Source organism: Thalassospira sp. MIT121401 (assembly GCF_047125595.1).
In the GTDB taxonomy this organism is placed as follows: domain Bacteria; phylum Pseudomonadota; class Alphaproteobacteria; order Rhodospirillales; family Thalassospiraceae; genus Thalassospira; species Thalassospira povalilytica.
Genome location: NZ_CP138926.1, coordinates 2,777,388 through 2,790,792 on the forward strand (window position 1 = coordinate 2,777,388; position 13,405 = coordinate 2,790,792).

Here is a 13,405-nt window from a genome sequence, read left to right on the forward strand (position 1 = left end):
AGGAAACCAAAATGCAAGAAGAACGCATTGAACTCGTTCGCCCGCAAATGGGCACGTCACGCGCCCTTACCGTGCGCCGCTATGGCAAGGCCGGAGCCGGTCCGAAAGCCTATTTTCAGGCAGCATTGCATGCAGACGAGTTGCCCGGTGTCATAACCCTTCATCATCTTGAAGCATTGCTGAAAGAAGCCGATGCCAAGGGTGAAATCACCGGTGAGATTGTTGTTGTTCCGTTTGCCAACCCGATCGGTCTTACCCAATATGTCGATATGAAGCCGCTTGGCCGGTTTGAACTGCGCAGCGGCCAGAATTTCAATCGCCATTACCCGGATCTTAGCCCTGCGCTTATTGCGGCTGTTGACGGCAAACTCGGTCAGGATGCCGATGCGAACGTCAAACTGATCCGGGCCGAACTTCGCAAACTGATTGCGCAACACCGCAAGGATGTAAGTCCGCTTACCGATTTGCAGGATTTGCGCCTTACGCTTGCCGAACTGGCGATCGATGCGGACTATGTTCTGGATTTGCATTGCGACTGGGAAGCGCCGATGCATCTTTATATCAGTGACCATAACTGGCCCGATGCCGCCGACCTTTCCGCACAGATCGGATCGGAATGTTCCCTGATTGCCGAGATCAGCGGTGACAACCCTTTTGATGAAGCATTCAGCCGCCCGTGGGTCGAGTTGCGCCGTGCCTATGGCGACAAGTTCCCGATCCCGATGGCGACCCTGGCAACAACAATCGAATTGCGCGGTGACCGGGATGTTTATGATGAATATGCCATCCCCGATGCCCTGAACATGTTCAAGTTCCTGCAGCGCCGCGGTCTTGTTGTCGGGGATCCGGGGCCCCTGCCCGAACCGAAATGTGATGCGACGCCGCTTTCCGGTGTTGATCGTGTTGCTGCGGTTCACGGTGGCATGGTTGTCTTTTCTGTCGAAGCCGGCGCACAGGTTAAGGCCGGTCAGGAACTGGGTTACGTTCTCGATTGTGAAACCGGTCAGAAAACGCCGTTCTCAAGCCGCACGGACGGAATCCTGTATTCCCGCCTTGGTATCCGCCTTGTAGTGCCGGGGGGGTATTTGTGTTCGGTCGCCGGTGAAAAGCCGCTGCCTGGCCGCGAAGGACAATTGCTGCTGTCGAAATAGGGTTTTTGACGGCAGTTGTCAGGCAGTTCTGCTGTTTTGATTGAAACTGTGTTTTGGACGGATCGATTGATTGCCGGGGTAAGGTTGGATACCTTCTTGGCGATTGGACGATCCGTCTTTATCTTTAATGCCAGATGCATTAAGTGAACCGACTTTTGCCACCATTCGATGCCAGATTGTCTGGTGTGCACACCTAAAACCGACAAGTCGCGCGATGCGCGTTGCAAGGATATTCCGATGTTCGACCCGAAAACTGTTTCCGACGTGATTGCCGCTGCCCGCAAAAAAGCAGTAGCTGACGCCGATACTGCACGTCGTGCCATTTCCGTTCTTGACCTGACCAGTCTGAATGATGATGACACGCCAGAGGTCATCGAAGCCCTGTGCAAGCGCGCCCAAACACCCGAGGGCAATACAGCCGCGGTTTGTGTCTATGCGCCCTTTATCGAAACGTCCTGGCGGGCGCTGGGGCAGTCCGGGGTCAAGACCGCCACTGTTGTCAACTTCCCCGAAGGTGGCACCAATGCCCAGCGCGTCGGCGATGAAACAGCCGATTGCGTTGCCAAGGGTGCGGATGAAGTCGATCTTGTTTTCCCTTATAAGGCCTTTATTGGCGGGGATGCCGCGATTGCCGCCGATGTTGTTGATGCGACCCGGATGGCGTGCGGCACGATGACCACCATGAAGGTCATTCTTGAAAGCGGCGAGTTTGACGACCTTGCCAAGGTCTATGATGCCGCCCGCCTTGCGATCAGGCACGGGGCCAATTTCGTCAAAACCTCAACCGGGAAGGTTCCCGTCGGTGCCACGCCAGAAGCGGCTGTGGCAATGCTGACGGCCATCCGGGATGCCAAAGAAGAAGACGGCATTGACGCCGGTTTCAAGGCATCTGGCGGGGTCAAGACAACCGATGACGCCGCACTGTATATCGCAATCGCCGACCACATCATGGGGGACGGATGGGCAAAACCCGAAACGTTCCGTTTTGGTGCCAGCGGGGTTTTGACCGCCCTGCTTGAAACCTGCGGGTCGAAACCGTCGGACGCGCCCGCGGCGACTGGCAATTACTAAGACGACTGACTATCTGCGACACAGGTTTTCGCAGATTCTGGTTTGAAGGAAAATATCCATGGCACGTGCCATTATCATCGTAGCGGACAGTTTCGGTATCGGTTCTGCACCGGATGCATCGAAGTTCGGGGATCAGGGATCTGATACGCTCGGACATATCGCCGAACATTGTGCCAAGGGGCTGGCTGATAACGATCAGCGCAGCGGTCCGCTCAAGGTCCCGAACATGGTTGCACTTGGCCTTGGCGAAGCTGCACGCGATGCAACCGGTCGTGTGCCGCCGGGACTTGATCATGGCGGGGCGATGATTGGTGCGTTTGGCCATGCCAAGGAACTGTCGCGCGGTAAAGATACGCCAAGCGGTCACTGGGAAATCGCCGGTGTGCCGGTCGATTTTGACTGGGGTTATTTTCCGATGACGGTTCCGACCTTCCCGTCCGAACTGACCGATGCCCTGATTGAACAGGCCAATCTGCCGGGGATTTTGGGCAATTGTCACGCATCTGGCACGACGATCATTGCCGAATTGGGCGAAGAACACATCAGGACCGGAAAGCCGATTTGCTATACCTCGGCCGATAGTGTGTTTCAGATTGCCGCACATGAAGAACATTTTGGGCTTGAACGACTTTATGAAGTTTGCGAAATCGCCTTCAAACTGGTCGAGCCGTATAATATCGGTCGCGTGATTGCCCGTCCGTTTGTCGGCGAAAGCCCGGCTGATTTCAAACGGACTGCAAACCGCCGTGATCTTGCCGTTCCCCCGCACAAACCAACCCTTCTTGACCGGTTCAGCGATGCCGGTGGCAAGGTCATTTCAGTTGGCAAGATCGCCGATATCTATGCCCATCGCGGTATTGCCAAGAAGGTCAAGGCATCGGGCAATATGGCCCTGTTTGACGCCATGATGACCGAAATTGCCGACGCACCTGATAACAGCATTGTGTTCACCAACTTGGTGGACTTCGATATGGAATTCGGTCACCGTCGCGATGTTGCGGGCTATGCCAACGCGCTTGAGGAGTTCGATAAACGAATTCCTGAATTGCGCGCGGCCCTCAAACCCGGTGATTTGGTGATTATCACCGCCGATCATGGATGTGACCCCACGTGGCGCGGAAATGATCATACCCGCGAATTTGTGCCGATCATGGCATTTGGTCCGGCGATCGCACCGGGGCCGTTCGGTTTGCGGGAAACGTTTGCCGATATCGGACAAACGGTTGCCGATCACCTTGGTATCGCGCCGCTTGCTGCGGGAACATCGTTTTTGAATGGATAGCATCATGAACTGGCAAATCGGACAAAGTGAAACAACAACGGCACCGATCCGGATCGAGGCCATTGTCGATACGATTTGCCCATGGTGTTACATCGGTAAAAAACGATTGGAAAAGGCGCTGGCACGCGAAAAGCTTGATCAGTTGATGATCACGTGGCGCCCTTTCCTTCTAAACCCGGACATGCCCAGTGGCGGCATCGACCGCAAACTGTATTTGTCGGCAAAGTTCGGCGGATCAGAAAGTGCTGCACGGGTCTATAAGGCAATCGAAGATGCCGGGGCAGCTGTCGGCATTGACTTCAAGTTTGACCAGATCAAGGTCACACCCGATTCAACAGATTCCCATCGCCTGATTTACAAGATGTGTGCGGAACGCCCGGCTGTTGGCAATGCGCTGGTCGAAGATCTGTTTGTTGCCTATTTCCTGGAAGGCCAGGACATTGGCGATCATGAGCTTTTGGCCGATATCGCGGTCCGCCATGGCGAAGACCGAAATGAAATTCTTGAATATCTTGCCGGTGATATGGATCGGGAATTTGTCGGACAGGAAAATCGTGTGGCCCATCAAATGGGTGTGACCGGTGTCCCCTGCTTCCTGTTTAACAGCCGTCATGCTTTGTCTGGGGCACAGGAACCCGACATTTTGCAACGGATGATCCGTCTTGCGCGACAGGAAGAAATACCGGCCTGATCAGCCAAAGAAAATCAAAAAGGCGGGATAACAATTTGTTACCTGCCTTTTCTTTAAGTTGCGACTGCAATATCGGAAAGCCGCTTCATCAGTCTCTTCAGGCCTTCCAGACGATCTGTCGGTCCATCCCAGCCAGCTGAATAGACAATCTTGTGGTCAGGACGCAGGCGGGCAACGCCGACCTGCTGCTGGATAAAGCCGATCAATCCGGCGGGGTTCGGGAATTCGTTATTGCGCAACGTGATCAGTGCGCCTTTGGGGCCCGCATCAAGCTTTTCGATATTGGCGACACGGCACCATTGCTTGATCGTGACAACATCCAGAAGGTTTTCGACTTCTTTGGGCAATTTGCCAAACCGGTCGATCATCTCGGCCGCGAACTGGTCGACTTCTTCGCGTGATCGCAATTCGGAAATCCGACGATAAAGACCCAATCGCACGCCAAGATCAGGCACGTAGCGATCCGGGATCAGAACCGGCATACCGATATTGATCTGCGGGACAAAGCTTGCATCTTCGGAAGCATCAATTTCGCCCTTGGCCTCGGCCACGGCTTCTTCGATCATTTGCTGATACAGCTCAATCCCGACCTCCTTGATATGACCGGATTGTTCTTCGCCAAGCAGGTTCCCTGCCCCGCGAATGTCAAGGTCATGGCTGGCAAGGTTGAACCCGGCGCCAAGGCTGTCGAGTGTCTGCATGACTTCAAGACGTTTTAGCGCCGTTGCTGTCAGCTTCTTGCCGTTCGGAAGCGTGAGATAGGCATAGGCACGCTGTTTTGAACGGCCAATCCGCCCGCGCAACTGATAAAGCTGTGCCAGACCAAACATATCCGCACGATGGATGATCATGGTATTGGCGTTGGGAACGTCGATACCCGATTCAATGATGTTGGTCGCAAGCAAAAGATCAAATTTGCGATCGGTGAAATCAGTCATCACCTGTTCAAGATCGCGGGCGCCCATCTGACCGTGGGCAACATCGAACTTGATTTCCGGCACCAGGTTTTCGAGTTCCTTGGCTACCCGGCCAAGTTCGTTCACGCGCGGACAGACATAGAAAATCTGACCACCACGATGACGTTCGCGAAGGATGGCCTCGCGAACAACCACCGGGTCATAGGGCGTAATGTATGTACGAACCGCCAGGCGGTCGACCGGCGGCGTGGCGATAATCGACAGTTCTTTGACCCCGGTCAGCGCCAATTGCAGCGTCCGCGGGATCGGTGTCGCGGTAAGGGTCAGAACATGCACGTCTGATTTCAGTTCTTTCAGGCGTTCCTTGTGTTTCACACCGAAATGCTGTTCTTCATCAATGATCAGAAGGCCCAGATCCTTGAAATGCACGCCATTGCCCAACAACGCGTGGGTGCCACAGACGATATCAACATGGCCGCTTTCAAGGTTGTCTTTGACCAGTTTGGCATTCTTGCCGGTGACCAGGCGCGAAAGCTGTTCGACCCGAACCGGAAGCCCGTCAAAGCGTTGCTTGAAATTCAGGTAATGCTGGCGGCACAACAAGGTGGTCGGTGCGACAATGGCGACCTGTTTACCAGACATCACCGCGGCAAAGGCAGCACGCATGGCAACCTCGGTTTTGCCAAATCCGACATCGCCACAGACAAGGCGGTCCATCGGCTTGCCAGCGGCAAGGTCATCAAGTGTATCGCGGATGGCACGTGCCTGGTCTTCGGTTTCGGCAAACGGGAAGCTTGCGCAGAATTCGTCGTAACTTCCTTCGGGTGCCTGCAATTGCGCGCCTTTGCGCAGATGACGTTCGGCGGCAACCTTGATCAGCTTGCCGGCCATGTCGCGGATACGTTCGCGCAGCTTGGCCTTGCGGGCCTGCCAGGCAACGCCGCCCAGTTTATCAAGGATTGATATGCCTTCGTCCGAGCCGTAACGCGACAGGACTTCGATATTCTCGACCGGGACAAACAGCTTGTCACCGCCATCATATTCAAGCTCAAGACAATCATGCGGTGCGCCGCCCGCTGTCACGGTTTTAAGGCCAAGATAACGGCCGATACCGTGTTCAAGGTGAACAACAAGATCACCTTCGGAAATTTCGGATGCTTCGCGCAGGAAGTTGTCCGCCTTGCGGCGACGACCGCCCGGACGGCTCATGCGATCCCCGAGGATGTCCTGTTCGGTTACAAACCACAGGCCCTGACGACGGAAACCGCGTTCAATATCAAGGATGACGACCGCAACATGTTCATGGGTCAAATCATCAGTGATATCTTCCCAGCATTCACATGTGACAACCTTGCCAACCCCATGTTCGCGCAGAAGCGATACCATACGATCACGTGACCCGTCGGAATAGGCCGCAATTACAACCTGATTTTCCTTGCCGCGCTGGGTCGTGATGAAATCGCGTAGTTCGTCATAAAGGTTGGTATCAGCACGCGCACGCACGTCACCAAAATCACGCCCCGCCCGTGCACCAAGGTCAAAGATGCCGCGATCCGGGTTTTCATCGTCATAATATGGCGAATATTCAAGAACGACGCGATCTGCCAGCATGCGGTCAAATTCGGCCTGATCAAGATAAAGCCGTTCGGTCGGAACCGGCTTATAGACATTATCACCCGAAAGACCGCCGCCTTTGATATTCAGACGTGCCTGATAATAATCGTCAATCATTTCAAGGCGGTTCTCGATGACCTCGCCATACTGGTAATCCAGTGTGACGATGGTATCTGGCAGATAGGCAAAGATCGTATCAAGTCCGTCATGGAACAGTGGCAACCAGTGTTCCATGCCACCATATTTCAGGCCGTTTGAAATTGACTCATATAGCGGATCTGTTTGCGAAACCGCGCCGAACAATTCGCGATAACCGCTTCGGAACCGTGAAATGCTGTCGGGATCAAGGAATACCTCGCCCACCGGCAACAGGGCGATTTCCTTGACCTTGCCAACGGTGCGCTGTGTTTCAACGTCAAAGCGGCGGATGCTTTCAATTTCATCCCCAAAGAAATCAAGGCGCACAGGTTCTTTCATGCCCGGTGCAAAGATATCGACAATGTCGCCGCGCACGGCATAGTCGCCCGGTTCCATCACCTGCTCGGCGCGGTTATATCCCATGCGTTCGAAATAGGCGGTCAGTTCAGACCGGTCATATTCCGATCCGGCCTTGAAGGCGAGTTTACCCTTGCGCATTACTTCAAGCCGCGGGACACGCTGGATGGCGGCGGCTGCGGTTGTAAGCACAATGCGACCCTGCCCGGCGGCCGGCTTTGTGCCCTCTGCCAGGGTGGTCAGGGTCTCGATACGCCGTGCGGTTACTTCCGCGATCGGGGATACCCGGTCATAGGGAAGGCAATCCCAGGCCGGAAGCGTCAATATGTCGACTTCGCCAGCAAAAAACCGAAGCGCTTCTGCCAATTGCGACATGCGTTTGTCATCGCGCGCAATATGAAGAACCGTCTGGTTGGTTCCGGCAGCGTCAAGCAACTCACGCAGGATCAGGGCGTCGGCCCCTTCCGGGACACCACCAACACGTTTCCGACCTTTGGTCGATATGATTTCTTTGATTTTACTCAATGCTTTATCAGGCGTTACTAAGTTCCCGGATCATCCGCAGAACATCTGTGTCATATTGGGCTGGCGCTTGTTCCTTGCCGGTTGCCCATTTGAAGAAATCTGCATCCGGTACTTCGTTGATCAGTGCCTCGAACGTATCAAGCTGTTCTTCGGTCAGGGTGCTCAGGTGCTTGTCCATGAAACGCCCCATCAGGATATCGTTTTCCTTGGTGCCGCGATGGCCGCCCCGGAATAACAGTTTCTTGCGACGCATTTCGAGTTCCGAAATGTTGTCAGTCATAGTCGATCTCCTGATTTAACTCTTTGATAGCCGCCCGGCGGGAGGGCCGACTGTCTGCAATTCTGTGGCATGGTTTTTACGGTAAAATACGATCCGGGTCCATGGTGCCGATCACCTGATTTTGCATCAATTGGTGACTTGCCGGTTGTCCCGCGATAATTTTGTTGTATACCCGTGCCATAAACGCAATTGTTCTATTAACGTTCTCATCAAAAGTTGCAACCAAAACCGTCATGCGCCCGGAAATTCTGTTCCCGCTTTTTGCTGAAATCGACACCCTGCCGGGCATTGGTCCACGGTTAAAGCCGCTTGTTGCCCGGTTGATTGGCGGAGAACATGTAGCCGATCTGTTATGGCACTTGCCATCCGGGATCATTGATCGCCGCTTATCCCCGCCGTTAAGCGAAACAATTGACGGGTCTGTCGTAACAATGGATGTCTGGGTCGAGCGGCATGATCCTTCGCCCAACCGCCGCCGTCCTTACCGTGTGATTTGCAAAACTCAAAGCGGCACGCTGGTTCTGGCGTTTTTCAATGCACGCGCAAAGTACCTGAATGACGTTTTGCCGGTGGGCGAAAAACGCATTGTTTCGGGAAAGATTGATCATTATCGCGGCGAATATCAGATTACCCATCCTGACCGGATCGGGACAGAGGCCGAACGTGACGAAATTCAAACGGTGGAGCCGGTCTATCCAATGTCTGCTGGCGTTACCGGCAAAACATTGACCAAAGCCGCACGCGCAGCACTTGGCACCCTGCCCGACTTGCCGGAATGGCATGATCCGGCACTTGTTGCGCGTCATAAATGGCCGGACCTTAAAACGGCCCTGAATATTGTTCATAATCCGCAAGATGATACAGATCTGTCGCCCGATCATCCGGCGCGCAAACGGCTGGCCTATGATGAATTGCTGGCAAATCAGCTGGCCCTTGCGCTTATTCGCGCCAAGATGCGCAAGCTTGGCGGACGTGTGACTAGGGGGGATGGCGGGCTTCGTGATGCGTTGGCGGGCCACCTGCCATTTGCCATGACAGGCGCACAGCAACGCGCGTTGAAGGACATCTATGCCGATATGGCAAGCGAAGGTCGCATGTTGCGTCTTTTGCAGGGGGATGTTGGTTCGGGCAAGACGGTGGTTGCTCTGATGGCAATGCTGAACGCGGTCGAATGCGGGCGTCAGGCAGCATTGATGGCCCCGACTGAAATTCTGGCCCGGCAACATTTTGAAACGATTGCCCCCTTGCTTGAAAAGATCGGGGTCAGCTGCGCAATCCTGACCGGACGGGACAAGGGAAAATCCCGCAAGGCATCGCTGGAAGGTTTCGCAAGTGGCGAAGTCCAGATTGCGGTCGGAACACATGCACTGTTTCAGGATGACGTGGTGTTCCGGGACCTTGCCTTTGCCGTGGTGGACGAACAGCACCGGTTTGGTGTGCATCAACGATTGATGCTGGCGGGCAAAGGTCAGGCCGTGGATGTGCTGGTGATGACGGCAACTCCGATCCCAAGGACACTGACCCTGACCGCGTTTGGCGATATGGAAGTTTCGCGTCTTGATGAAAAACCACCCGGTCGCAAGCCGGTGGATACGCGCGTTCTTCCGATCGACAAGGTCGATGATGTGATTTCTGGTATTGGGCGCGCGATCCGGACCGGCACAAAGATCTATTGGGTGTGTCCGCTGGTGGAGGATTCAGAAGTGCTGGATCTGCAAGCAGCGGAAGAACGCTATCGTGTTTTGGTTGAGCTTTTTGGTGCAAGCCGCGTCGGCCTTGTTCATGGCAAGATGAAGGGCAAGGAAAAGGACGAGGTCATGGAGCGTTTTGCCCATGGCGAGACGTCAATTCTGGTTGCAACAACGGTGATCGAAGTCGGGGTGAACGTCCCCGAGGCGACCATCATGGTGATCGAGCATTCAGAACGTTTTGGTCTGGCACAGCTGCATCAGCTGCGTGGCCGCATCGGGCGTGGCGATGCGGCGTCCACCTGTTTGCTGCTATATGGCAGTCCTCTTGGTCAGGTGTCGAAGTCACGCCTTAAAATCATGCGCGAAACCGAAGACGGTTTTGTAATTGCCGAGGAAGACTTGAAATTGCGCGGCGCCGGCGAGGTTCTGGGGACGCGGCAAAGCGGTCTTCAGGAATACCGCCTTGCAAATCTGGAGCTTCATGGGGATTTGCTGGCGATTGCACGCGATGATGCAAGGCTGATTGTTGATCGCGATCCGGATTTGCAAAAGGCGCGCGGCGAAGCGTTGCGCTTGTTGCTGTATCTGTTTGAACGTGACGAAGCCGTGCGCTATTTTCGGTCGGGCTAGAAATGACAAAGGGCGCCCGATATCTGGCGCCCTTTGATTTGTGCTGCAAGCTTTAACAGGCTATGCGTCTTCGCCTGTTTTACCATCCTTTGGAGATGTATCCGCATCCGGATCGATGCGCGCGGGAATATCGCGCGAAACCAAAATCGGGACATTTTCCTTTTCACGAAGCACATCCACATCTTCATAGGTCTTTGCCGCGACCTTTGGCTGGCTTTGTTCTTCGGGCGGACGGCGGTCCGGCGGGGTAACGATACCCCCGGACATGACCATTTTGATCGCCTCTTCCACCGTCATGTCGAGAATGATGATATCGCGACGCGGCACGAACAACAAAAATCCCGATGTCGGGTTCGGGGTCGTCGGCAAGAAGATGTTGATGACCGTGTCTTCGGTAAGGTTTTGCACCTCGCCCTTGGTCTGGCCGGTAATAAAACCGATCGCCCACATCCCGCGACGCGGATATTCCAGCAATACCGCCTGCCGGAACGCATTGGACTGGTTGGCCAACACGGTTTCAAGAATCTGTTTTACCGCGCTATAGATGCTGCGCACGGCCGGAATGCGGCCGAGAATGCGCTCATAAAGCTTGATCAGTGCGCGACCGGCAAAGTTGGTCGTAAACCAGCCGACAATGGTGATGAAGACCAGAACGACCAGAAGTCCCAGGCCGGGAATGCCGTAATCCTGATAGCCCGCAGGCAGATATGTTTCGGGATTGTAGTGTGACGGGATTAGTGGGATGACTTTGCTATCGACAAACTCGATAAACCACCAGGCCAGACCGAACGTGATTGCAAGCGGCGCGCTTACAAGAATACCTGTCAGAAAATATGCCCGCATCCGGGCGAAAAAGCCCGGGCTGGGAAGAACATGACCGGAACCCTGATTTTCCGTATCATTTGTGTCGTCGCGCTTGGCGTTCATTGATCACCTGTGCTGAAGTGCCGCAACCAGACAGCTATTGGTAAGAATAGCCTTTGGTATTTAGTATTTGTAAGTAAGAATATGGCATTGCTGCGACATCGGATCGGGTTTCCCCGTTCCTTGAAGTGATAGCAGTATTCAAGTTTGCGGCGCAACCAAACAAACCGCAAATAGGCAAACAGAACCGTTGTGGAGACGTTTTGAAGGTCTGGATAGTCGAATATATTTACGACAATGATGGCTCGGTCGGGGTGAAAACGGCCAAGGTACGGGCCCCGGATTATGAAACCGCACGGCAATTCGCCCTTGGCGACGCGCCTGCGCGGGATTTCGTGATGTCCTTGCATCCGGAATCCGAAGACCAGTTTCTTGGTACAACCGGCATTCGTGCGCGCGAAATGACCGGTCAGGTAGTTCACGAAGTCCCTGATCCGGACGATGATTTGGAAGAAGATGATGACGATTTCCGAGCTTGACGAAAGAACGTTTTTACCGCGGCCGATGATCGGTGTTGGTGCGGTTGTCTGGCATCAGGATCATGTCCTGCTTATTCAGCGTGGCAAGGAACCCAATATCGGCAGCTGGAGCATTCCCGGTGGCGCGCAAGAGATCGGCGAAACCGTTCGCGACGCAGTATGCCGCGAGGTCATGGAAGAAACCGGTGTTAAAATTTCAAGTCCGATCCTGGTCGATACGGTTGATCTGATTTCACGAACCGAAGACGACAAGGTGGAATATCACTATACCCTGATTGATTTCGTTGCGGTTGCCCTTAACCCCGACATCAGTCTGGGGGGTGATGCGGCCGATGCAAAATGGGTGAAGGTTGGCGATGTCACGAAATACGGTTTGTGGAGCAAAACCGTCGACGTGATCGCGAAATCCCGCGCGGTTCTTGAAGGCCGTTAATTGCCCAAGTTCCCGAGCCCCCAAGCCTCCAAGCCCCCAAGCCCCGAAACGGGGCTGCTGGCAGATACAAAAAAGGCGGCACATCAAGGTGCCGCCCTTTGATTATTTGCTTCCTGCCCGATCAGGCTTGTGCATGCTGCATCAGAACGCTTTCCTGTAGCTTTTTGAAAGCACGGGCTTCCAACTGACGGACACGTTCGCGGCTGACACCGAAACGTTCACCAAGCTTTTCAAGCGTGATCGGATCATCGCTCAGGAAACGGGCCTTTATGATTTCCTGTTCGCGTTCAGGCAATTCACCAAGTGCGTTTTTCAGCATGCCGTTATGAAGAACGCGTTCCTCGGCATCAGCAACGATTGCTTCCGGACTTGGTGCATCCGACGACAGGGTATCGAGATATTCCATACCCTCGTCTTTTGGCATCGGCGTATTCAGCGAGAAATCACGCGCCGCCAGGCGACGGTTCATTTCAAGTGCTTCACGGCCGGTTACACCAAGCTTTTCGGCAACCTGATCAGCTTCATCCGGGGACAATTCGCCATTGTCATAGATATTGAGCTGACGTTTTGCCTTGCGCAGGCTGAAGAACAGTTTCTTCTGCGCGGCCATGGTGCCGAGTTTGACCATGGACCAGCTTTGCAGAATATATTCGGTTACCGCAGCGCGGATCCACCACATCGCATAGGTCGACAGACGGAAACCACGTTCCGGATCAAATTTCTGGACGGCACGCATCAGGCCGGTATTGCCTTCGGCAACCAGGTCGGCCATCGGCAAGCCATAGCCGCGATACCCGAATGCAATTTTGGCAACAAGACGCAAGTGGCTGGTCACAAGTTTGTGGGCGGCCGCGGTGTCATCATGGTCCTGATAACGATGGGCCAGCATGTATTCTTCGTCCGCGGTAAGCATCGGAAACTTCCAAACTTCGCGGAGATAACCCGAAAATCCCTCATCCTGGGGAACGGCTGGTAATTTAATGGCGCTCATTCTATGTCCTCCTGAGAGGTTTACGCGTCGACATCTGTATTGAATACGGAGTCCGTCAAAGATTAGATGACGCGCAAACACTGTCGGTTGTGAATTTATTCACTTGGACGACCGGAATTTAATGGGAGATATCGCAAGTCCGGTCGCAATTTCATTCCATAGGTGTCTATGGAAGAGGACAGCAGACGCTAATAAGAAGTTCATTCATGGTGTCTCATCCTTACATGAAGC

12 protein-coding genes are annotated in these 13,405 nt (G+C 54.2%); 7 read left to right on the forward strand and 5 right to left on the reverse strand.

The window, feature by feature from the left end:
* The first annotated feature begins 11 nt into the window (after window positions 1-11).
* From SIB88_RS12785 to SIB88_RS12800, 4 genes are all read left to right on the forward strand, one after another.
* Entirely contained in the window at window positions 12-1,151 is a 1,140-nt protein-coding gene (locus tag SIB88_RS12785; RefSeq protein ID WP_412558208.1) for a succinylglutamate desuccinylase/aspartoacylase family protein, read from the forward strand.
* 237 nt (window positions 1,152-1,388) lie between these two features.
* On the forward strand, window positions 1,389-2,222 hold the full coding sequence (deoC, locus tag SIB88_RS12790; RefSeq protein ID WP_082817822.1) for a deoxyribose-phosphate aldolase: 834 nt from the start codon (window positions 1,389-1,391) through the stop codon (window positions 2,220-2,222).
* 58 nt (window positions 2,223-2,280) lie between these two features.
* Entirely contained in the window at window positions 2,281-3,504 is a 1,224-nt protein-coding gene (locus tag SIB88_RS12795; protein WP_412558209.1) for a phosphopentomutase, read from the forward strand.
* A gap of 4 nt (window positions 3,505-3,508) precedes the next feature.
* A complete protein-coding gene (locus SIB88_RS12800; protein ID WP_068519213.1) occupies window positions 3,509-4,195 on the forward strand; it encodes a DsbA family oxidoreductase in 687 nt (228 codons plus the stop codon).
* A 53-nt stretch (window positions 4,196-4,248) separates the two neighbouring features.
* Here SIB88_RS12800 and mfd read toward each other — a convergent pair whose 3' ends face one another.
* From mfd to SIB88_RS12815, 3 genes are all read right to left on the reverse strand, one after another.
* On the reverse strand, window positions 4,249-7,746 hold the full coding sequence (mfd, locus tag SIB88_RS12805) for a transcription-repair coupling factor (protein ID WP_412558210.1): 3,498 nt from the start codon (window positions 7,744-7,746) through the stop codon (window positions 4,249-4,251).
* A gap of 7 nt (window positions 7,747-7,753) precedes the next feature.
* Window positions 7,754-8,026 (reverse strand): succinate dehydrogenase assembly factor 2, encoded by a 273-nt coding sequence (locus SIB88_RS12810; protein WP_114113260.1) that lies wholly within the window; start codon window positions 8,024-8,026, stop codon window positions 7,754-7,756.
* A 76-nt stretch (window positions 8,027-8,102) separates the two neighbouring features.
* A complete protein-coding gene (locus SIB88_RS12815; RefSeq protein WP_412558211.1) occupies window positions 8,103-8,261 on the reverse strand; it encodes a hypothetical protein in 159 nt (52 codons plus the stop codon).
* On the opposite strand from SIB88_RS12815, the gene recG reads away from it, so the two are divergent.
* Entirely contained in the window at window positions 8,260-10,347 is a 2,088-nt protein-coding gene (gene recG, locus SIB88_RS12820) for an ATP-dependent DNA helicase RecG (RefSeq protein WP_412558212.1), read from the forward strand. The two genes, SIB88_RS12815 and recG, sit on opposite strands and share 2 nt — an antisense overlap.
* Window positions 10,348-10,407: 60 nt before the next feature.
* On the opposite strand, the gene SIB88_RS12825 is transcribed toward recG, so the two are convergent.
* On the reverse strand, window positions 10,408-11,274 hold the full coding sequence (locus SIB88_RS12825; RefSeq protein ID WP_412558213.1) for a DUF502 domain-containing protein: 867 nt from the start codon (window positions 11,272-11,274) through the stop codon (window positions 10,408-10,410).
* 200 nt (window positions 11,275-11,474) lie between these two features.
* Here SIB88_RS12825 and SIB88_RS12830 point away from each other — a divergent pair, with 200 nt between their 5' ends.
* Together SIB88_RS12830 and SIB88_RS12835 are read left to right on the forward strand one after the other, a co-directional pair.
* On the forward strand, window positions 11,475-11,750 hold the full coding sequence (locus tag SIB88_RS12830) for a hypothetical protein (RefSeq protein ID WP_114113258.1): 276 nt from the start codon (window positions 11,475-11,477) through the stop codon (window positions 11,748-11,750).
* Window positions 11,728-12,183 (forward strand): NUDIX hydrolase, encoded by a 456-nt coding sequence (locus tag SIB88_RS12835; protein WP_286886114.1) that lies wholly within the window; start codon window positions 11,728-11,730, stop codon window positions 12,181-12,183. The genes SIB88_RS12830 and SIB88_RS12835 overlap by 23 nt, the downstream gene beginning before the upstream one ends.
* A gap of 121 nt (window positions 12,184-12,304) precedes the next feature.
* Here the strand turns inward: SIB88_RS12835 and rpoH are convergent, their stop codons facing one another.
* Window positions 12,305-13,174 (reverse strand): RNA polymerase sigma factor RpoH, encoded by an 870-nt coding sequence (gene rpoH, locus SIB88_RS12840; RefSeq protein ID WP_068519083.1) that lies wholly within the window; start codon window positions 13,172-13,174, stop codon window positions 12,305-12,307.
* Between the last annotated feature and the right edge of the window lie 231 nt (window positions 13,175-13,405).

What these genes read in the sequence shown, in the direction of transcription:
- SIB88_RS12795 (WP_412558209.1), top strand. Translation starts at nt 2,281, where the DNA reads ATGGCACGTGCCATTATCATCGTAGCGGACAGTTTCGGTATCGGTTCT.
- SIB88_RS12835 (WP_286886114.1), top strand. Translation starts at nt 11,728, where the DNA reads ATGATGACGATTTCCGAGCTTGACGAAAGAACGTTTTTACCGCGGCCG.
- SIB88_RS12785 (WP_412558208.1), top strand. Translation starts at nt 12, where the DNA reads ATGCAAGAAGAACGCATTGAACTCGTTCGCCCGCAAATGGGCACGTCA.
- deoC (WP_082817822.1), top strand. Translation starts at nt 1,389, where the DNA reads ATGTTCGACCCGAAAACTGTTTCCGACGTGATTGCCGCTGCCCGCAAA.
- SIB88_RS12815 (WP_412558211.1), bottom strand. Translation starts at nt 8,261, where the DNA reads ATGACGGTTTTGGTTGCAACTTTTGATGAGAACGTTAATAGAACAATT.
- SIB88_RS12810 (WP_114113260.1), bottom strand. Translation starts at nt 8,026, where the DNA reads ATGACTGACAACATTTCGGAACTCGAAATGCGTCGCAAGAAACTGTTA.
- rpoH (WP_068519083.1), bottom strand. Translation starts at nt 13,174, where the DNA reads ATGAGCGCCATTAAATTACCAGCCGTTCCCCAGGATGAGGGATTTTCG.
- recG (WP_412558212.1), top strand. Translation starts at nt 8,260, where the DNA reads ATGCGCCCGGAAATTCTGTTCCCGCTTTTTGCTGAAATCGACACCCTG.
- SIB88_RS12825 (WP_412558213.1), bottom strand. Translation starts at nt 11,274, where the DNA reads ATGAACGCCAAGCGCGACGACACAAATGATACGGAAAATCAGGGTTCC.
- SIB88_RS12800 (WP_068519213.1), top strand. Translation starts at nt 3,509, where the DNA reads ATGAACTGGCAAATCGGACAAAGTGAAACAACAACGGCACCGATCCGG.